The sequence below is a fragment of the Herbaspirillum sp. Her3 genome (genome assembly GCF_057961275.1).
The window spans coordinates 3,778,375-3,798,023 of record NZ_CM176328.1 but is presented as its reverse complement, the minus strand read 5'-3'; the positions used below and the strand labels follow the sequence as shown (position 1 = coordinate 3,798,023).

Annotated in this window: 19 protein-coding genes; 6 read left to right on the top strand and 13 right to left on the bottom strand. The window is 64.2% G+C overall.

From position 1 onward, the window contains the following. Positions 1-5: 5 nt before the first annotated feature. The 4 genes from ACVC5H_RS17455 to ACVC5H_RS17440 all read right to left on the bottom strand — a co-directional run bounded on the left by ACVC5H_RS17455 (position 6) and on the right by ACVC5H_RS17440 (position 4,690). Positions 6-908 (bottom strand): alpha/beta fold hydrolase, encoded by a 903-nt coding sequence (locus ACVC5H_RS17455; RefSeq protein ID WP_489619046.1) that lies wholly within the window; start codon positions 906-908, stop codon positions 6-8. A gap of 139 nt (positions 909-1,047) precedes the next feature. Further along, positions 1,048-2,019: a Gfo/Idh/MocA family protein gene (locus tag ACVC5H_RS17450; protein WP_489619045.1), complete on the bottom strand. Its 972-nt coding sequence runs from the start codon at positions 2,017-2,019 to the stop codon at positions 1,048-1,050. After that, positions 2,016-2,438 (bottom strand): Cu(I)-responsive transcriptional regulator, encoded by a 423-nt coding sequence (cueR, locus tag ACVC5H_RS17445; RefSeq protein WP_489619044.1) that lies wholly within the window; start codon positions 2,436-2,438, stop codon positions 2,016-2,018. The genes ACVC5H_RS17450 and cueR overlap by 4 nt, the downstream gene beginning before the upstream one ends. Positions 2,439-2,440: 2 nt before the next feature. Further along, positions 2,441-4,690: a heavy metal translocating P-type ATPase gene (locus tag ACVC5H_RS17440; RefSeq protein ID WP_489619043.1), complete on the bottom strand. Its 2,250-nt coding sequence runs from the start codon at positions 4,688-4,690 to the stop codon at positions 2,441-2,443. A gap of 164 nt (positions 4,691-4,854) precedes the next feature. On the opposite strand from ACVC5H_RS17440, the gene ACVC5H_RS17435 reads away from it, so the two are divergent. Beyond that, positions 4,855-5,055, top strand: a complete 201-nt coding sequence (locus ACVC5H_RS17435) for a heavy-metal-associated domain-containing protein (RefSeq protein WP_008327390.1) — start codon at positions 4,855-4,857, stop codon at positions 5,053-5,055. Positions 5,056-5,071: 16 nt separating this feature from the next. On the opposite strand, the gene ACVC5H_RS17430 is transcribed toward ACVC5H_RS17435, so the two are convergent. From ACVC5H_RS17430 to ACVC5H_RS17420, 3 genes are read right to left on the bottom strand one after another with little or no spacing between them, the layout of a single operon-like run. Continuing rightward, positions 5,072-6,241 (bottom strand): vWA domain-containing protein, encoded by a 1,170-nt coding sequence (locus tag ACVC5H_RS17430; protein ID WP_489619042.1) that lies wholly within the window; start codon positions 6,239-6,241, stop codon positions 5,072-5,074. A 21-nt stretch (positions 6,242-6,262) separates the two neighbouring features. After that, a complete protein-coding gene (locus ACVC5H_RS17425) occupies positions 6,263-6,850 on the bottom strand; it encodes a GNAT family N-acetyltransferase (RefSeq protein WP_338718830.1) in 588 nt (195 codons plus the stop codon). A gap of 26 nt (positions 6,851-6,876) precedes the next feature. Then, complete coding sequence (locus tag ACVC5H_RS17420; protein ID WP_489619041.1) at positions 6,877-7,752, bottom strand: AAA family ATPase; 876 nt, start codon at positions 7,750-7,752, stop codon at positions 6,877-6,879. Between the two features lie 193 nt (positions 7,753-7,945). On the opposite strand from ACVC5H_RS17420, the gene ACVC5H_RS17415 reads away from it, so the two are divergent. The 3 genes from ACVC5H_RS17415 to ACVC5H_RS17405 all read left to right on the top strand — a co-directional run bounded on the left by ACVC5H_RS17415 (position 7,946) and on the right by ACVC5H_RS17405 (position 11,246). Next, positions 7,946-10,195: a preprotein translocase subunit TatB gene (locus tag ACVC5H_RS17415; protein ID WP_489619040.1), complete on the top strand. Its 2,250-nt coding sequence runs from the start codon at positions 7,946-7,948 to the stop codon at positions 10,193-10,195. Between the two features lie 362 nt (positions 10,196-10,557). Beyond that, complete coding sequence (locus tag ACVC5H_RS17410; protein WP_338718833.1) at positions 10,558-10,878, top strand: c-type cytochrome; 321 nt, start codon at positions 10,558-10,560, stop codon at positions 10,876-10,878. Between the two features lie 14 nt (positions 10,879-10,892). Continuing rightward, the gene (locus ACVC5H_RS17405; protein WP_489619039.1) at positions 10,893-11,246 is read left to right on the top strand and encodes a c-type cytochrome; all 354 of its coding nucleotides are present in this window, start codon (positions 10,893-10,895) and stop codon (positions 11,244-11,246) included. 69 nt (positions 11,247-11,315) lie between these two features. On the opposite strand, the gene ACVC5H_RS17400 is transcribed toward ACVC5H_RS17405, so the two are convergent. Next, positions 11,316-11,747 (bottom strand): DUF1841 family protein, encoded by a 432-nt coding sequence (locus ACVC5H_RS17400; RefSeq protein WP_338718837.1) that lies wholly within the window; start codon positions 11,745-11,747, stop codon positions 11,316-11,318. A 272-nt stretch (positions 11,748-12,019) separates the two neighbouring features. Between ACVC5H_RS17400 and ACVC5H_RS17395 the strand changes: the two genes are divergently transcribed. Continuing rightward, the gene (locus ACVC5H_RS17395; protein WP_489619038.1) at positions 12,020-13,177 is read left to right on the top strand and encodes a branched-chain amino acid ABC transporter substrate-binding protein; all 1,158 of its coding nucleotides are present in this window, start codon (positions 12,020-12,022) and stop codon (positions 13,175-13,177) included. 6 nt (positions 13,178-13,183) lie between these two features. Here the strand turns inward: ACVC5H_RS17395 and nth are convergent, their stop codons facing one another. The 5 genes from nth to fdxA all read right to left on the bottom strand — a co-directional run bounded on the left by nth (position 13,184) and on the right by fdxA (position 17,917). Beyond that, on the bottom strand, positions 13,184-13,834 hold the full coding sequence (gene nth, locus ACVC5H_RS17390) for an endonuclease III (RefSeq protein ID WP_489619037.1): 651 nt from the start codon (positions 13,832-13,834) through the stop codon (positions 13,184-13,186). Then, on the bottom strand, positions 13,831-14,547 hold the full coding sequence (gene rsxB / locus ACVC5H_RS17385; protein WP_489619036.1) for an electron transport complex subunit RsxB: 717 nt from the start codon (positions 14,545-14,547) through the stop codon (positions 13,831-13,833). The genes nth and rsxB overlap by 4 nt, the downstream gene beginning before the upstream one ends. Positions 14,548-14,677: 130 nt before the next feature. Next, positions 14,678-15,913 (bottom strand): polyhydroxyalkanoate depolymerase, encoded by a 1,236-nt coding sequence (locus tag ACVC5H_RS17380; RefSeq protein ID WP_489619035.1) that lies wholly within the window; start codon positions 15,911-15,913, stop codon positions 14,678-14,680. Between the two features lie 315 nt (positions 15,914-16,228). After that, on the bottom strand, positions 16,229-17,302 hold the full coding sequence (locus ACVC5H_RS17375; protein ID WP_489619034.1) for an NAD(P)/FAD-dependent oxidoreductase: 1,074 nt from the start codon (positions 17,300-17,302) through the stop codon (positions 16,229-16,231). A gap of 291 nt (positions 17,303-17,593) precedes the next feature. Beyond that, entirely contained in the window at positions 17,594-17,917 is a 324-nt protein-coding gene (fdxA, locus tag ACVC5H_RS17370) for a ferredoxin FdxA (protein ID WP_013233640.1), read from the bottom strand. 384 nt (positions 17,918-18,301) lie between these two features. Between fdxA and ACVC5H_RS17365 the strand changes: the two genes are divergently transcribed. Continuing rightward, the gene (locus tag ACVC5H_RS17365) at positions 18,302-19,555 is read left to right on the top strand and encodes an ABC transporter substrate-binding protein (protein ID WP_489619033.1); all 1,254 of its coding nucleotides are present in this window, start codon (positions 18,302-18,304) and stop codon (positions 19,553-19,555) included. Positions 19,556-19,649 lie beyond the last annotated feature (94 nt).

Genomic DNA, 19,649 nt, shown 5'->3' with positions numbered 1-19,649 from the left:
AACATTCAGGCCGGGCGGCCCAGCCAGGCCAGGACTTCCGCAATCACTTCGTCCGGCTTTTCGCGCTGGGGGAAGTGGCCGGCGCCGGGGATGAGCACACGGCGGTAGTCACTGCCGAAGTAGCGCTCCTTGTCTTCGGAGCTGGCCGGATGATTGGCGCCATCCTCGGTGCCATGCAGCATCAGGGTCGGCACCATGATGCGCGGCGTCTCCTGCAGCCTGGCTTCCAGTGCCGTATAGGCAGGATCGCCCTCAACGAAGCCCCAGCGATGGCGGTAGGAATGCACGCAGATATCGACCCAGTCGGGATTGTCAAAGGAAGCGGCGGTGTTGGCGAATTCGCTGTCGGCAAATTTCCAGGAGGGCGACCAGGTATTCCACATGAAGCGGGCGAAGGCGCGGCGGTCGGCGCGTAGCTCGGCTTCACCGCGCGGCGTGGCGAAGTACCAGTGATACCAGTAGCTGCGCGATTGCTGCAGGGACAGTTTCTGGTCCGGTGTATTGGTGCCCCAGCCTACCGACAGCGTGATGCAGCCGGTGATGCGCTCCGGTGTCTGCGACGCCGCGATATAGGCCGCCCGCGCGCCCCAGTCGTGGCCGATGACCGAATAGCGCTCCAGCCCGAGGGCGTCGGCAAAGGCCATCAGGTCCGTGGCCAGCGCGGACAGCTGGCCGCTGCGCGGGGTCGATTCGGACAGGAACCGGGTCGGCCCGTAGCCGCGCAGGTAGGGCCGGATCACCCGGTAGCCGGCCGCGCGCAGCGGACGCAGGAAGGCGTCCCAGGTGCGTACGTCATCCGGCCAGCCATGCACCAGGATTACGGCGGGGTCTTCCGGCGGGCCGCTGGTTTCAAAGCCGATGCGCAGCTTGTCAGTCTCGATGAAACTCAGGTGATTGGTCTGTGGCATGACGGCGTTCCCCTCGTTTGTATTGGTCTTGTCTGATGTGCCCGGATAAGCTGTTTTTGATTGAGATATGAAGTTTTATTATCGCCTCAAGTCCGGACGCGGGCTGCAAGCCTGCAAGATTTTCAGCAGGTGAATCTTTTTACCATTTTTGCAGGATCGCATCCATCATCCACGCCGTGTGCGCAGCACTGGCACCACAGGAAGGATGCGCAGCACCACCGCTGAGGTGGCGTTGCAGGTTGGCCACGTGGTATTGCTGGATGTGCTCGGGATTGGGGATGGCCAGTTCCAGGCGTTGCCCGGGCGTAGTCAAGACCAGCGGCTGTTCTTCGAACATCGCAAACGTCAGCTTGCCCGCACTACCCGTGATCTCTACCCGGTCGGCCCGCTCGAAGCTGCCGAAGTGCCAGCTGCCGCTGCCGGTCACGCCGCTGTGATAGCGCCAGCTGGCCGTGACGGCATCCCTGGCCGAATAGATCCCTTGCTGATTCGCGCTGGCTCCGGCCACCTGCGCCACCTCGCCAAAGAAGTGCGAGAACAGGTTCAAGCCATGGCTGGCGAGGTCATCGAAATAGCCGCCCGGGGCAATGCTGGCATCGGTGCGCCAGCGGTAGTGGCCTTGCAGGTCATCCGGATGGGGCGTGCGCGCCAGTTGCCAGTGCACGTGGCGCGGCGTGCCGATGCGGCCTTCGAGCAGCCATTGCCGGACCTGCTCGAAGCGCGGTAGCGAACGGCGGTAATAGGCCACGAAGAGTGGCTGTCGCGCCTGCTCGAAGGCGGCCAGCATCTGCAGGCAGTCGGCATGGCTGGGCGCCATCGGTTTTTCAACGCAGCAGGGTTTGCCGGCGGCGGCGACCTTCAGCGCGTAGTGCAGGTGCGTGTCGGGCGGCGTGGCGATGTAGACGGCATCAATGCCGGGGTCGAGGATCAGCGCATCGGCATCGTCGAACCAGCGCGGCACGCCATGGCGGCGCGCATAGTCGGCGGCCAGCATGGCATCGCGCCGCATCATCGCCGCCAGCGTGAAGCCGGGCGTGTCGCGGTAGGCCGGGCCGCTTTTCTTTTCGGTGACGTTGCCGCAGCCGATGATGCCCCAGCGCAGCGGGTTCATGCGGGTGCCGCCTGGCTGGCACAGCAATCTTCCCCGGCCCCCAGGGCATCGAGGATGGGGCAGTCGGGCCGGTTGTCGCCGTGGCAGTCGTGGGCCAGCCGTTCCAGCGTGTTCTTCATGGTCTGCAGTTCGCGGATGCGCTGGTCCAGTTCGCCGATATGGGTTTGCGCCAGTTGCTTGACCTTGCGGCTGGAGCGCGATTGATCCAGCCACAGCCCGATCAGGTCGCTCACCTGGGCCATCGAGAAGCCCAGCTGGCGCGCCTGGCGGATGAAGCGCAGCAGGTGGACGTCGCGTTGGCCATAGACGCGGTAGCCGGCGTCGGTGCGGCCGGCCTTGGGGATCAGTCCCGTTTCTTCATAGTGGCGGATCATCTTGGCCGAGACACCCGAGGCGCTGGCGGCTTCTCCGATATTCATGTTCACTCCTGTGGGTTGGCGGGCACATGCGGCCGCCAGCGGCGCAGCAGCAGGGCATTGCTGACCACGCTGACGCTGGAAAAGGCCATCGCCGCGCCGGCCAGCATGGGGTTGAGCAACCCGAAGGCGGCCAGCGGGATACCGACCAGGTTGTAGATGAAGGCCCAGAACAGGTTCTGGCGGATCTTGCCGTAGGTGCGGCGGGAGATGTCGATGGCATCGGCTACCAGGCCGGGGTCGCCATGCATCAGCGTCACGCCGGCCGCCTGCATGGCCACGTCGGTGCCGGTGGACATGGCGATGCCCACGTCAGCCGCCGCCAGCGCGGGCGCATCGTTGACGCCATCGCCGACCATGGCCACCACGTGGGCAGCGTTTCCGCGCAGGGCAGCGACCGTTTCGGCCTTGTCGCCCGGCAGCACTTCGGCGTGGACTTCCTGGATGCCCAGGGCAGTGGCCACTTGCTGCGCGGCACCCCGGTTGTCGCCACTGAGCATGGCGGTGCGTATGCCCAGCGCATGCAGGGTGGCGATGGCCTGTTGCGCTCCGGGCTTGATTTCGTCGCCGAAGGCCAGCAGGCCCAGGATCTGCACGCCTTCTGCACGGCGCTCTGCCAGCCAGGACAGTGTGCGGCCCTGCGCCTGCAACTGTTCGGCGCGTGCCTGCAGGGCGGGGGCGCTGGCCTGCCACTGCTGCATCCAGCGGCTGCTGCCCAGGCAGAGCGCGCGGCCCGCGACTTCCCCTTCGATGCCCAGCCCGGCGACGCTGCGCACCTGGCTGGCCGGCGGCACGGACAAGCCCTGGTGCGCCGCTGCGGCTTCCAGGACGGCGCGCGCCAGCGGATGTTCGCTGCGGGCTTGCAGGGCGGCTGCCAGGGCCAGCAATGGCGCCTCCTGATCGGTGGCGCTGGTATCGGCCGCTTCCAGTTCAGTCAGGCGCGGACGGCCGATGGTCAAGGTGCCGGTCTTGTCGAAGGCGATCACGTCGACCCGATGCGCAATCTCCAGCGCCTGCGCATCCTTGATCAGAATGCCGTGGCGCGCGGCCACGCCGGTCCCGGCCATGATGGCCGTGGGCGTCGCCAGACCCAGCGCGCAGGGGCAGGCGATGACCATCACGGCCACGGCATTGAGCAGGGCCTGTTGCCAGTCGCCGGCCACCAGGCCCCAGGCCAGGAGGGTCAGCGCCGAGAGCAGCAGCACGGCCGGCACGAAGACGGCGCTTACCTTGTCCACCAGGCGCTGGATCGGCGCCTTGGCCGCCTGCGCCTGTTCCACCATGCGCACGATGCGCGCCAGCATGGTTTCGGCGCCGATGGCGGTGGTTTCGAAGAGCAGTACGCCCTCGACATTGATGGCACCGGCCGCCAGCCGGTCGCCCACCTCCTTGGCTTGCGGCCGGCTCTCGCCGGTCAGCAGCGCTTCGTCCACATGGCTGCGTCCTTCGCGCACCACGCCATCGACCGGCACCCGTTCGCCGGGGCGCAGCACCACCAGATCACCCACGCGCACCTGCGCCAGCGGCACTTCGATGTCTTGTCCGTCACGGCGCACGCGGGCGCGGTCCGGGCGCAGGGCATTGAGCGCGGCGATGGCGTCGGCGGTCTGGCGCTTGGCGCGGCCTTCCAGCCACTTGCCCAGCAGCACCAGAGTGATGACCACGGCCGCGCTTTCAAAGTAGAGATGGGGCATTGCCGTGGTGTGCTCATCCATGGCCGGCGTGCTCAGCCATTGCCAGAGCGACAGCCCGTAGGCCGCGCTGGTGCCCAGGGCTACCAGCAGGTCCATGTTGCCCGAACGGGCCCGCAGCGCGCCCCAGCCAGCGTGATAGAAGCGCCAGCCCAGCCAGAACTGCACCGGGGTGGCCAGCAGCCATTGCCACAGCGGCGGCAGGCTCCAGGTGATCCCCAGCGGGGCCAGCAGCATCGGCAGCACCAGCGGCAGCGAGAGGGCGGCCGACAGCGCGACCGGCCACCAGCTGGGCAAGCGGGGCTGGGCAGTCGGCTTCGCTGTTTCTTCGGGGATATGCTGGTGGGCCTGATAGCCGGCCTTTTCGATGGCGGCAATCAGCGTGTCGGGGGCGATGGGATCGGCGGTGGCGATGCTGGCGCGTTCGGTGGCGAGGTTCACGCTGACCTCGGTCACGCCGGGCACTTTCTTGAGCGCCTTTTCCACGCGCATCGCGCAGGAGGCACAGCTCATGCCTTCGATGTCGAGGCTGATCTCGGCGGCAGCAGGGGAAGAGGATCGCATGGCAACAACTCCGGAAGGATGAATCGAAGCTTGCATCATCATCCTTCCCATGATGGTAAGGTCAAGCCCGATTCTCGCATGGATGTCCATTCCTGCGCTTGACCTTGCCATGGCAGGAAGGTTTAAGCTTCTGCCATTGTCCTCATTTCATGAAAGGAAACGCCATGAGCACCACCTTCACCGTCAATGACATGACCTGCAACCACTGTGCTGGCGTCATCACCAAGGCCGTCAAGGAGGTCGATGCCAATGCCAGGGTCGATATCGCAGTGGCCGACAAGCGTGTGGTCATCGACAGCAGCCTGCCGGCACAGCAGTTTGCCGAGGCGATCGAGGAAGCGGGCTATACGCCGGTGGCTGCTTGATCCACCGGTAGTTTGCTCACTTGCTGAGCAATCGCATCGCCCCTTCCAGCCCGTTCATGGTCAGCGGGAACATGCGCCCGTTCATGAGCTGGCGGATCAGGGTGATCGATTGCCGGTATTGCCACACGCCTTCCGGTTCGGGATTGAGCCAGACGAAATGGCCGAAGGTGCTGGTAAAGCGTTGCAGCCACTCGGCACCCGCTTCGGCATTGTTGTATTCCACCGCGCCGCCCGGCTGCATGATCTCGTAGGGGCTCATGGTGGCGTCGCCCACGAAGATGAGCTTGGTGTCCGGCGTGTACTTGCGCAGCACGTCCCAGGTCGGGAAGCGCTCGGCATGGCGGCGGCGGTTGTTCTTCCACAGGTAGTCATAGACGCAGTTGTGGAAGTAGAAGAACTCCATGTTCTTGAACTCGGTACGCGCCGCCGAGAACAGTTCCTCGGTGCGGGCGATGTGGTCATCCATCGAGCCACCCACGTCAAAGAGCATCAGCACCTTGATCTTGTTCTTGCGCTCGGGCTGCATGCGGATGTCCAGGTAACCGGCATTGCTGGCGGTGGCCCGGATGGTGTCGTCCAGGGCCAGTTCTTCGTCCACCCCTTCACGTGCAAAGCGGCGCAGGCGGCGCAGCGCCACCTTGATGTTGCGCGTGCCCAGTTCGCGCTCGCCGTCGTAGTCCTGGTATTCGCGTTCTTCCCACACCTTCACTGCACTGCGCTGACCACCCTTGCCGCCGATGCGGATGCCCTCCGGATTGAAGCCGCCATGGCCGAAGGGGGAAACGCCACCGGTGCCGATCCATTTGCTGCCGCCTTCGTGGCGTTCCTTCTGTTCTTCCAGCAATTGCTTCAGGCGATCCATCAGCTTGTCATAGCCGAACTTTTCTATCGCGGCCTTCTGCTCGGGCGTGAGCTCGCGCTGCAATTGCCTGACCAGCCATTCCAAGGGAATCTCCGGCCGCTTCTCGAAGATCGTCTCGATGCCCTTGAAGTAGGCGCCAAAGGCACGGTCGAACTTGTCGAAATGCGCCTCGTCCTTCACCAGGGTCAGGCGCGACAGATAGTAGAACTCATCCAGTGAAGGCGTGATGACCTGCTTTTCCATCGCCTCCAGCAGGGTCAGGAATTCCTTGATCGAGGCCGGCACGCCAGCCTGTTTCACGGTGTAGAAGAAATCGATCAGCATGGGTCTGGCCTGTGAGCGGCCTCAGCGGCCCAGCTTGAACTGGAGATGGCGGCGCACCGTCGGCCATTCCGATTCGATGATGGAAAACACCACCGTATCGCGGTAGGAACCGTCCGGCATGCGCTGGTGATTGCGCAGCACGCCATCCTGCTTGGCTCCCAGCCGCGCAATGGCTGCGCGTGATTGCTGGTTCATCCAGTGGGTGCGGAATTCCACGGCGATGCAGTGCATGTCCTCGAAGGCGTGGGTCAGCAGCATCAGCTTGCATTCGGTATTGATGCCGGTGCGCTGGGCGCTGGCGGCGTACCAGGTGGAACCGATTTCCACGCGGCGGTGGGTGACGTCGGCATTCATGTAGGTGGTCATGCCGCACAGCGCACCGGTATCGTTGCGGCGGATCACGAAGGGCAGCATGCTCCCCTGCTGCTGCAGATGCAGGCGGCGTTCGATCTCGGCGCGCATGTTCTCCGGCTTGGGGATGGCGGTGTACCAGAGCTTCCACAGCTTGCCGTCCGAGACGGCGGCAATGAGCGCATCGTGGTGCTCGGGATGCAGCGGCTCGACGGTGGCGAACTGGCCCTTGAGGGTGATCGGCGAGAGGAATTGCATGACGGCTCCGGTGGAGGACGAAAGGCTCAACGGTGGTTGCGTGACATGAAGACCAGGCGCTCGAACAGGTGTACGTCCTGCTCGTTCTTGAGCAGCGCACCGTGCAGCGGCGGCACCACGGCCTTGTTGTCGGGGTTGTGCAGGGCCTCGGGCGGGATGTCTTCAGCCATCAGCAGCTTGAGCCAGTCGATCAGTTCCGAGGTCGAGGGCTTCTTCTTGATGCCGGGTACGTCGCGCACCTGGTAGAAAGCGTCCAGCGCCCTTGCCAGCAGGTCGCGCTTGATGTGCGGGAAGTGCACGTCGACGATGCGCTGCATGGTCTCCTTGTCCGGGAACTTGATGTAGTGGAAGAAGCAGCGGCGCAAGAAGGCATCCGGCAGCTCCTTCTCGTTGTTGGAGGTGATGACCACCAGCGGACGGTGCTTTGCGCGCACCAGCTCGCGCGTCTCGTAGACGTAGAACTCCATGCGGTCGATCTCGCGCAGCAGATCGTTGGGGAATTCGATGTCGGCCTTGTCGATCTCGTCGATCAGCAGCACCACCGGTTCCTCGGCGGTGAAAGCCTGCCACAGCACACCCTTGACGATGTAGTTGTGAATGTCCTTGACGCGCTCGTCGCCCAGCTGGGAATCGCGCAGGCGCGAGACGGCATCGTATTCATACAGACCCTGCTGGGCCTTGGTGGTGGATTTGATGTGCCACTGCAGCAGCGGGCGCCCGAGTGCGGCCGCCACCTCTTCTGCCAGCATGGTCTTGCCCGTGCCGGGCTCGCCCTTGATGAGCAGCGGGCGTTGCAGGGTGAGGGCGGCGTTCACGGCCAGCTTGAGGTCATCGGTGGCGACGTAGTGGTCACTGCCGGAAAATTTGATCGGGGTGGCGGGCGCGGCGGAATGATCTGGCATGGATGCTGTCCTTGTCAGGTTGCAGTGGTCGGGGTGCCGGGAGGATGCGGCATTGCAGCAGCCATGCCGGACATTTCTCTGAGTATAAGGGAAAAGTTGCACACTCCAGCGAGCGCTTGAAATTGGCGCAATCGTTCTTATATCAGGGGCTACGCATGCAACAAACTGACAGCGCCCCAAGCGCTCACTGCCTATGAAATTTCTTTTCTTCAAGATGCTGGTGGTGTGGAGACGAATGCGTCACGGCATGCAGGCGCGTTACATGGACCGTCATGATGTGGGCCGGCAGATCGAGGTCTTGATGCGTCGCATCGACCCCGCCGCCAGCTGGCACGAACGGGCCAACTGGATGATCGACGTGGCCGAGTGGCTGCGCCACCGGCCGGCGGTGTCGCTGCTGGACCGCCAGGCCTGGCACCAGGTGCGGCGCCAGCGGCTGGCCATCATGCTGGACTGGCTGGACCAGCACCGCGACGTGCGCCGCATGGTGCAGAACGCGCTGCAAAAGACTTTGCGCGAAGCCAGCGGCCCCGAACTCTTTTCCACCACCGGCCTGCCGCACGAACCTGGCTTTTTCGGTGAACTCTCCGAACGCCTGGCGCGGCTGATCCTGCCGCGCCACCTGTCGCCGACCGACCTGTCTTCGCTCTTTACGGCGATGTTTCCCGATCCGGACGATGCCGCCTGGCTGCTGGAGCTGGACAATGCACTGCTGCAGAGGCTGTGGAAGCTGATGGCCGACGACGGCATCTCCCACATGTACTGGCAGCAGATCGAGGAGGCCATCACCTATCTCACCACTACCGTGGTGGCCGATGGCATCAGCCCGGCCTTCCGCCAGCGGCTGGAACCCAAGATGCCGATGCGTGCCACACCTTTCCTGGCGCTGCGGCGCGAGATGGAGGCCTGGCTGCGCGCGCAGCCGGGCGATCTGGGCGCCTTGCGCAGCGTGCGCATGCTGGTGGCGGTGTGCCATGCGCAGACCGACCGTATCTATGCGCATCTGGATGAGTATGGCGTGTCGGTCAGCCTGGTCTATCGCGTCGAACGCATGCGGGCGCATCTGCAGCGCATCGGCCGCCTGATCGACGTGCGCTCGGGTGTGCCGGGGCCGGTCATCAGCCCGGCCGTACCCGGCATGGCGGCCAGGCCTGCAGCGCTGGCCGGGGCAGGGCGCATGCAGTTGCTGCTGTGCGACCTGATTTCGGCGCATCACCACCGCGATTCGGTGCGCGGCCTGATGCGGCGCAGCTTTGCGCTGTTGGCGCGCAAGATGGTCGAGCGCAATGCCGACCACCGGGAACAGGCCATCGCCCGCGATGGCGCCGGTTATCGCCGGGTGATGCGTGCCGGCCTGCTGGGTGGGGCGGTCATCGCCGCCACGGCGCTGGTCAAGCAGAGCCTGTCCACGCTGGGCGTGGTGCACTTCGTCGATGGCGCGCTGGCCTCGCTCAACTATGCCGCCAGTTTCCTGCTCATTGCCGCGCTGGGCGGTGTGCTGGCTACGCGCCAGCCTGCCGTGACTGCACCGGCGTTGGCTTCGCGCATGGGCGACCTGGATGCCGAAGGCATGCGCGACCTGATCGGCGAATCCGGACAATTGCTGCGCTCGCAGTCGGCCGGCATCTTTGGCAACCTGCTGGCGGTGATCCCGGTCACGGCCGCCTTGTGCGCGCTGGGTTGGTTTGCGCTGGGTGGCAAGCCCATGCCGCCGGACGCGGCGCGCCAGGCCATTGCCTCGCTCTCGCTGGTCGGCCCTACGCCCCTGTATGCCGCGCTGACCGGTGTGCTGCTGTGGCTGGCCAGTCTGGCGGCGGGGTTCGCGGACAACTGGTTCGCCCTGCGCCGGGTACGCGAAGTGGTCTCCAATCACCGCCGCCTGGTGCATGGCCTGGGCGCTTTGCGCGCCCAGCGTTGCGCCGCCTGGCTGGAGCGCAATGTCGCCACCATCGCCGGCAGCGTGGCGCTGGCCCTGCTGCTGGGGTTGGCGCCGGTGGTGGCTGCTTTCTTCAGCCTGCCGCTGGATATCCGCCATGTCACGCTGGCGGCGGGCACCTTGACCGCGGCCGTCTTCAGCCTGGGCTGGGAAAGCCTGCTGACGCCGGCCTTCTGGCTGGCTGCGGGCGGGGTTGCCGTCACGGCCCTGCTGTCGGTGGCCGTGGCCTTCGCCTGTGCCCTGGCGCTGGCACTGCGCTCGCGTGACCTGCCGCGCCGTGCTCGCAATATCGCCATGCGGGCAGTGTTGCGCCGTTTCGTCGCGCGGCCCTTGTTCTTCATCCTTCCGCAAAAAAATGATGCGGCAGTGCAGGATGAGTCCGGCGACAGCGAAGACGACGATGATGAGGGTGAAGGCGGCCCGCCCCAGGATGACCCGCAACCGCGCCTGGCTTCACTTGGACACGGGCAAGATATGCATGTCCAGGCGACGCGGCATGTTGCTTAGCGTTGGCATCGGCTTGATGGCAAGCCGCTGATGTTGCAGTGCAAATAACTTCTCCATCGCCCGCCCGGCCTTGCCTGGCGGGCGATTTCGTTGGATCGGCCGGGTTTGCGGGCAGGGATGACGCTGCCGGTTTTATTGGTTAGAATCGAAAGCGTTTTTTGCGCAAGGCAGGGGGAGTGGAGAGACACGCTTGAGCCGAAACACCGGTTGAGCCACAGCAGAACAGCCAAACCTGCAACACCAGGGCAATCGAACAAGCACGATAAAGTTTGCCGCTGGCAGCAAAAGATGCGTTTCGTCGGGTGTCCGTCGCGCATGTCGGTGCGGGGCGGATGGGAAGTCCAATCACTTACCCTGCTCACATGAAAAAACACATCGTGTTTCTTGCCTTGTCTGGCGTGCTTGCCAGTGCGTCCGCGGCGGACATCGTTGGCAATGCCAAGGCTGCCGAAAACAAGATCTCCAACTGCATCGGTTGCCATGGCATCCCTGGCTACAAGGCCAGCTATCCCGAGGTCTATCAGGTGCCGATGCTGGGTGGCCAGTCCGCCAGGTACATCGAAAACGCGCTGCGTGCCTACCAGAAGGGGGAGCGCAAGCATCCTTCCATGATGGGCGTGGCTGCCACGCTGTCGGATCAGGATATTGCCGACCTGGCCGCCTACTATTCGCAGCAGAAGTAAGGGGGAGCCACGAGATGAAGAACAAGCTGATTGCCCTGTCGCTGCTGGCCGCCACGGCCCTGCTGTCGCAAGCGGCCGACGCCGCCGACGTGGCCAATGGCCGCGCGCTGGTGGAGAAGTACAACTGCGCCTCCTGCCACGGCAAGGACTACAACTCGCCCATCGACCCGGGCTATCCCAAGCTGGCCGGCCAGCACGCCGACTACCTCAAGCACGCCCTGACCGCTTACCGCCGTGGCGACACCGCCATGAACGGGCGCAACAACGCCATCATGTCAGCCCAGGCCAAGCCCCTGACCGACCGCGACATCAACGATATCGCCGCTTATCTGCACAGCCTGCCGGGGAGTTTGGTGCTGCGCAAGTAAGGGCGCTCTGCAGCAACAAAGCCACGTCGACAGGGTGTCGCGGCGTGGCTTTTTGTTGTTGTGCGCGCGTTATCCCTGCGCCCGCCGCTTGATATTCTCGATATAAGCCGCCCCATCCGGCGGCAAGCCATTGCGCTGGGCATTCCAGATCATCTCGCCCAGCGCTTCCATGATCTCGTGATGGGCCTCATGCTCCGAGCCACGGCGCTGGGCCAGTAGCTGGAAGGCGCCACGGATGCCGGGAGGCTGGTCGATGGAAATCTGTTCCGTGATCGACAGGTGCATCGACAGATGCAAAAAGGGATTGCTCTGGCCGCGTTCGACCGAATAGTCGGCCGCCAGCGCTTCTTCCACATCGCGCAGGGCATCGTGGTATTCAGGATGCTGCAGGATCCAGTCGCGGGCGATGGCTTCCAGGGGCGTGAGCACCTGGTTGCCCTGGTGCTTGCGGTAGGCTTCACAGAAGAAGCGGCGGACATCGTGCTGGGACGGCGTGAACATGGCGGTGCGTCAATCGGGGACAAAGCGCTATTCTACGCCGGTCTGCGCCCCGCTTCAGAAGCCGCTCCGCAGCCTGCGGCAGGGGATGCGCAGATGAAGTAATATTCTTTCCCAAAGACAAGCATCAGAATAATCCATCCAAGAGAGGACCCGGCCGCATCGCCATGGCGCGATGGGGGAACGCCAGGCCGGGCAGCGAGAAGGAATAATGCATGCGTTTTGGTGGAAGCCCGATCCGGCCTGCGCGCCGCGCGTATCCATGGACGTGGCCCTTGGCGTGCCTCGCCCTGGCGATGTCGTGCTGGTTCTCCCAGGGTGCCAAGGCGGCACCGGCCACCGATGCGTTGGCTGCCGGTGAGGAAACACTGGCTATCGGCTTTGCCGGCCCCTTGAGCGGTCCGTCGATGAGCGTGGGTCGCAGCATGCGCAATGGCGTGCAACTGGCGCTGGACGAAGCCAACCGGCGCGGGCTCATCATCGGCGGCAAGCATTACCGGCTCAAGCTGGTCTCCCAGGATGACCGCGCCGATCCCGGCACGGCAGAGTACGTGGCGCGCTATCTGGTCGGCCAGCGCGTCATCGGCGTGGTGGGCCATTGGACCAGCGGCACCAGCCTGGTGGCCGCTCCGGTCTACCATGCCGCTGGCGTGATCCAGGTCACCCCCTCGGCGATGAGCCGCAAGCTGACGGCGCTCTCGTATCCGCGCATTTTTCGCACCATTCCCAATAACGAAAGCATAGGCCGCTGGTCGGCGCGCTATGTCGTGGGCAAGCTGGCCGTACGCACGGTCGCGACCATCGATGACCGCACGCCCTTTGGCCAGGGCCTGGCCGAGCAGTTCGCCCGCGAAGTGGAAGCGCAGGGCGGCAAGGTGCTGGCGCGCTACAACGTCAGCGACAAGACCTCCGATTTCAACGCGCCGCTGCTGCAGGCCCGCCAACTCAAGCCTGACCTGATCTTCTTTGGTGGCCTGGATTGGCAGGCGGCTGTGCTGGCCAAGTCCATCCGGCGCCTGCAGCTCGATGCCCGGCTGATGACCTCGCCAGGCACCTTGGGACTGACCTTCCTGATGGGGGCCGGGCCGGATGCCAATGGCGCCCTGGTGCTGGAGCCGGGGCCGCCGCAGGACAAGATGCCGGGCTGGAGGACTTTCCGCCAGCGTTACAGCGAAAGCTTCGATTCGGACATGGACCTCTATGCCGTCTTCGCGTATGAAGCGGCGCAATCCATCATCCTCGGCCTGCGCCAGGCTGGCACTACCGATCCGGATGCCGTTGCCCGCGCCATGCACCGGCTGCGTTTCGAGGGCGTAAGCGGACCGGTGGCCTTCAATGAGGAAGGCGACCTGCTCAACCCGACTTTTACCCTATATGAAGTTCAGGACCAACGCTGGGTGCCGATAGCGCGCATGCACGGCCTTCCGCGCTAGCGCGGCTCAGACGCCCTTGGCCGGAAGTGGCGTTTTCTGCTTGAATTCGCACAGGTCGGCAATGATGCAGTTCCAGCACTGCGGCTTGCGCGCGACGCAGGTATAGCGCCCGTGCAGGATCAGCCAGTGGTGCGCATCCTGGCGGAATTCCGGCGCGACGAACTTGATCAGCTTGCGCTCGACCTCATCGACGTCCTTGCCTGGTGCAATGCCGGTCCGGTTCGAGACCCGGAAGATGTGCGTATCCACCGCGATGGTGGGATGGCCGAAAGCCGTATTCAAGACCACATTGGCGGTTTTGCGGCCCACGCCGGGCAAGGCTTCCAGCGCCTCGCGCGACTCCGGCACTTCGCCGCCGTGCTGCTCGATCAGGATGCGGCAGGTCTCGATGACGTTCTTGGCCTTGGTGCGGTACAGCCCGATGGTCTGGATGTAGGGCATGAGCTGGTCCACCCCCAGGCGGTAGATCGCCTCGGGCGTGTTGGCCACCGGGTAGAGCTTGCGCGTGGCCTTGTTGACCGAGACGTCGGTGGCCTGGGCCGAGAGCAGCACGGCGATCAGCAGCTCGAACGGGGTGGTGTATTCCAGCTCGGTGGTGGGGGTGGGATTGGCCTGGCGCAGGCGCTCGAAGATCTCGCGGCGTTTGGTCGGATTCATGGCTGTTGGCTGTCGGTCGGGGCGCTGGCTTGTTCGGCCTGCAGTTTTTTCAGGCGCGCGCGTTCCATGGCGGCCTGGATGATGGCTTTCTTGCGGGCCAGTTCGGCTTGCTCCTCGGGGGTGCCCGCTGCTGCGGCCTCCACTTCCTTCAGTTTGGCGGCTGCCTTGGCGGCCAGGCGGGCATCGTTTTCTTCCTTGTCACGGCGCAGGCGCAGGGTGCGCCAGTGGTGGCGTGCGCGGGCGGCGTCGGCTTGCTCCTGGCTCCAGGCCTGCCAGCCGGTGCGGCCCGGCGTGGCCTCGACCATGCTGATGCAATCGACCGGGCAGGGCGCCACGCACAGGTCGCAGCCGGTGCACAGCGACTCGATCACGGTATGCATCTGCTTGGCCGCCCCGGCAATGGCATCGACCGGGCATGCCTGGATGCACAGCGTGCAGCCGATGCAGATGGCTTCATCGATCACCGCCAGGCGGCGCGGCTGTTCGCTGCCGTTGGCGGGATTGAGCGGAATCACCGGCTGCCCCAGCGCCTGCGCCAGCCGCGCCACGCCTTCGGCACCGCCGGGCGGGCACTGGTTGTAGGCGGCGCGGCCTTCGGCCATCGCTTCGGCATAGGGACGACAAGCCGGATAGCCGCACTTGGTGCATTGGGTTTGCGGCAGCAGGTCTTCGAGGCGGTCGGCCAGGGTGGCGGTGGTGGCGGATGGCGGCACGGCGGTCAGGCAGTTCAACGGAATAAGGGCGCTATTATCCGGCCAAACCGCTGCCAAGTCATGCCGGCCGGTCAAAGCAAAACGGCGCCACCGTCGGGACGGGGCGCCGTTCTTGCCGTGATGGCGGTACTTACGCGTTGGCGCGGATGAATTCGCCGATCTTGGGGCAGACGATCTCGCGCCAGCGGCGGCCCGAGAAGATGCCGTAGTGGCCCGCTTTGGGCACGGTGAAGTGCTGCTTGCGTGTCTTCGGAATGTTGCTGCACAGCTCCTGCGCCGCCTGCGTCTGGCCGGAGCCGGAGATGTCGTCGAGTTCGCCTTCGATGGTGAAGAGGGCGACCGACTTGATGTCCTGCGGGCGCACCAGCTTGCCTTCGATTTCCCAGGTACCACGGGCCAGGTTGAAGTCCTGGAAGACTACCTTGATGGTCTCCAGGTAGAACTCGGCCGGCATGTCCAGCACCGCGTTGTACTCGTCGTAGAACTTGCGGTGTTCTTCGGCGGAGGCGTCGTCGCCGTTGCGCAGGTGCATGTAGAAGTCCCAGTGGCTCTGGGCGTGGCGGCGCGGGTTCATGGCCACGAAGCCGGCATGTTGCAGGAAGCCTGGATAGACCTTGCGGCCGAAACCGGGGTAGTTGGCCGGCACGCTGTAGATCACCGTGTTCTCGAACCAGGAATAAGGCTTTTCGGTCGCCAGGTCGTTGACGGACGTGGGCGACTTCCGGGCATCGATGGGGCCGCCCATCATGGTCATGCTCTTGGGCAGCTTGGGATCGTTGGCGCTGGCCATGAGCGAAATGGCCGCCAGCACCGGCACGGTGGGCTGGCAGACCGAGATCACGTGGACGTCCGGGCCCAGGGTGCGGATGAAGTCCTGCACGTAATAGACATAATCGTGCAGGTGGAAGTCACCTTGCTCGACCGGCACCATGCGTGCATCGGTCCAGTCGGTGATGAAAACGTCATGTTCCTGCAACAGCGCCCGTACGGTCTCGCGCAGCAGGGTGGAATGGTGGCCGGACAGGGGCGCTACCACCAGCACGGTGGGCTGCCTGAGCGCGGCGCTCTGGCGGGCCGGCAGGTCTTTCTTGAAATGGATCAGGCGGCAGAAGGGCTTGGTCTCGACCACTTCCTCGGTGATACCGACCGGCTTGCCCTCGACCGGGACTTCGCCGATGTTGAACTGCGGCTTTTCATATTCCTTGGAAAGGCGGTACAGCAGCTCATAGCCAGCGGCAATACGTTGCGAAAAAGGCGTGTGGGCGAGCGGGGAAACCGGGTCCGAGAACAGTTTGGCCGAGGTTTCGGCCCATTGCATCATGGGGTTCAGGAACGCGCGATTGAGTTCATGCAGTTGATAAAGCATAGCTGACCTTTATACAAGCACCGGCTGGCTTGCCCGTCCAGGCGGGGGAACCTGGTCAGGCGCGCAGCAAGCATGTGCCACAAACGTTGGGCGACGATCATCGGCTGACAAATTCAGAATATTTCTAATTTGTCAACTTTTTCCTTGTTGCGACGCAGTAGCATAGCACGCTTTGCCTTACGCCCTGCTTGCTGGTCAGACCAGTGGTGCCGGACCCACACGTTTTTGCAAAAACCTTCATAAAAAAAAGCCCCCGTACCGGACGGGGGCTCTGCAAGCCGCTTGCAGCGGGCTGCCGTATCTTGCGGCCAGTTTTTAGTCGAAGACCGGGCTTTCCACGCCCAGGATCTTGTGCAGCTTGGGCGAGGTGGTGGTGTACTGCATGTGGATCTTCTTTTCCGGGAAGATGTAGGGCGCGGCGCCAAAGGCGGCCAGCGCGGCTTCGTGGAAGCCCGACAGGATCAGCTTCTTCTTGCCCGGATAGGTGTTGATGTCGCCCACGGCGAAGATGCCCGGGACATTGGTCTCGAACTTCTCGGTATCCATCACCTTCAGCTGCTTGCGCTCGATCTCCAGGCCCCACTCGGCGATCGGGCCCAGCTTGGGCGACAGGCCGAAGAAGACCAGCAGCATATCCAGCGGCAGGCGGCGGGTGACGCCATCGGCACCGGTGACCTTGACTTCGGCCAGCTTGCCATCCTTGATCTCGGTGCCGGTGACCTGGCCGATCAGGAGCTGCATTTCATACTGTTCGCACAGTTCCTTCATCTTGGCCACCGAGGCCGGGGCCGCGCGGAATTCTTCACGGCGGTGCAGCAGGATCACCGATTCAGCCTTGCCCACGAAGTTCAGCGCCCAGTCCAGCGCGGAGTCGCCGCCGCCGCAGATGACGATGTTCTTGCCTTCGAACAGGGCCGGGTCCTTGACACGGTAGAACACCTGCGAGCCTTCGAACTGCTCGATGCCTTCGACCTTCAGGGTGCGCGGCTGGAACGAGCCCACGCCGGCAGCGATGAAGATGGTCTTGGTGATGAACCTGGTGCCGGTGGAGGTCTCGACGTCGAAACGGCCGTCTTCACGCTTGTTCACCACGGTCACTTCCTGACCCAGGTGGAAGGTGGGCGAGAAGGGCTCGATCTGCTTCAACAGGTTGTCGGTCAGTTCCTGGCCGGTGCAGACGGGCACGGCCGGGATGTCATAGATGGGCTTGTCCGGATACAGCTCCACGCACTGGCCGCCGACGACCGGCAGGGAATCGATCACGTGCGCCTTGATTTCCAAGAGGCCAAGCTCGAACACCTGGAACAGGCCGACCGGGCCGGCGCCGATGATGACGGCATCGGCGTCGATGACGCCGTTGACTGCCGCAGTCTGGACATTGTTTTCCATGATTTCTTGATATTCCTGTTTCAGTAGATCAGATCAATAGAGCGGCTCTTCCCTTGCGCGGCGCGCGGGCTGGCGGCGGGGCCGCTGGCGGTGGGAGAGACCAGGTAAAAGAAGTGCAGCAGGCCGGGATGCGCATCGGTGCAGACATCTGGCCATGAGGCTGTCAGGGTTGTTGCTGGCGGCCAAATACAAACGGCTGCGCATCTGGCGTGGCGAAGATGCCGCCGGGCTGGATGCGCAACCGCCATTGTGGACCGGGCCAGGCCCGGTCCGTTTGATTCTCCGCAGGAATCAGCGCTGCAGGTATTGCAGCTTGTCGGTCTTGTCCTTCCACTCTTCGGCTTCGGGCAGGGGTGCCTTGGTCTTGGTGATGGAGGGCCAGCTGCGGGACAGTTCGGCGTTCAGGGCGATATATTGCTGCTGGTCGGCCGGCACGTCTTCTTCCGCGTAGATCGCATTGACCGGGCACTCGGCCACGCACACGGCGCAGTCGATGCACTCGTCCGGGTCAATCGCGAGGAAATTGGGGCCTTCGCGGAAACAATCCACCGGGCAAACATCCACGCAATCCGTATAGCGGCAACGGACGCAGGAATCGGTGACAACGTGGGTCATAACTGTCCTATCTGTAAAATTTCTTCAAACCGATGGCTAACTGCGCCGCAATTGATGGCAATATGGCACGGTTAAAATCATGTTGCGGCTGGTCAACCTGTGGTTGAGGTGCATCTGCCGGCTTCCGGTGTCTTGTGGACGCCCCGTGGAGGCCTGTTGAAGGCTCTCATGATGCCGCTGCGCAACCCGCCGCAAAGCCTTGTATTTTAAGGTAATTCGATTTTTCCCACAAATGAGGCTTATACAGATTACGTATAAGTAAATAAACAAGCTCGCGATAAGCCCAGCCGCCGCCAGGGTCTTGTGGCCTGCCGCTCCAGTGCATGGGGCCGGGCTCGCCGGCATGGCGCCGCTTGTCGCGCATCAAGAAAAGGAAGTCCCGGCGTGAACGCTGCAGGCCCCCAGTCCTCCCCCCGATTCCGTCTTTCGCTGCTGCCGGCCCTGCTGGGCGCGCTGGCAGCCGCTGTTTCCCTGGCGCTACCGCTGGCGGCTCACGCTGCCGAGGCCATCCGCATTGGCGAGATCAACAGCCAGGGCCGCTCCTCCACCGCCGGGCAAGCCTACCGCAATGGCCTGGCGCTGGCGCTGGAACAGATCAACGAGTCAGGCGGCGTCAGCGGCCGTCCTCTGCAACTGGTCACGCGCGACGACGAGGGCGATGCCGACCAGGCCGCCCGCAATGCGCGGGAACTGGTCAGCAAGGAACACGTGCAAGTGCTGACCGGCACCATGCTTTCCGACGTGGCCCTGGCGGTGGCGCGCGAAGCCGCCCGCGCCAAGACTGTGCTGGTGGTGGGCGATGCCCTCTCTGATGCCGTCACCCTGGACAAGGGCAATCGCTACACCTTCCGGGTGCGTCCTTCGACCTACATGCTGGCGGCCATGCTGGCCGAACAGGCCGCCCGCATGCCGGGCCGGCGCTGGGCCATGGTGGCGCCCAACTACGAATATGGCCAGAGTGCCGTGGCCAGTTTCAAGATGCTGTTGAAGCAGGCACGCCCGGACGTGGAATTCGTCAGCGACCAATGGCCGGCCTTGGGCAAGATCAAGGCCGATGACGTGGTGCGGGCCATCGGCCAGGCGCGTCCGGATGCCATCTTCAATGCCACCTTTGGCGAGGACCTGCAGAAGTTCGTGCAGGCCGGCAATCGCCAGCAACTGTTCAATGGCGTGCGGGTGGTGTCGATGACCTCGCCCGGTCCGCAAAGCCTGGATGCCAGCCAGAGCCAAGCCATCCTCGACTGGCTGGCCGTCGGCTACCCCTGGGAGCAGATCAACATGCCCGAGCATCAGCGCTTCCTGGAAGCCTATCTGAAGAAATTCAGCGTGCGCCCGCAACTGCAGGCGGTCCTCGGCTACAGCACCATGATGGCCATCGCTGCCGGCCTGAAGAAAAGCGATGGTGTGGAAGGCGAGGCCCTGCTGGAAGCCCTGCGCGGCCTGCACTGGTCGTCGCCGCTGGGGGAGCTCAGCTTCCGTGCACTGGACCAGCAATCCACCATGGGCGCCTTCGTCGGCCTGGTCTCGCAGAAGGACGGTCGCAGCACCATGCACGACTGGCACTATCTGGATGGCACCGCTTACCTGCCGCCGCCCACCTACGTACGCGGACGCCGCCCGGCCTCGGCGGCCAGGTAATCCCGCCTCGCGCTCCGGGCCGGAGCCTCAAAGCCCCTCATGACAGGGGGCTTTGCCTTGGTCGATCTCGGTTAAGATAGCGGTCGCGACGCCC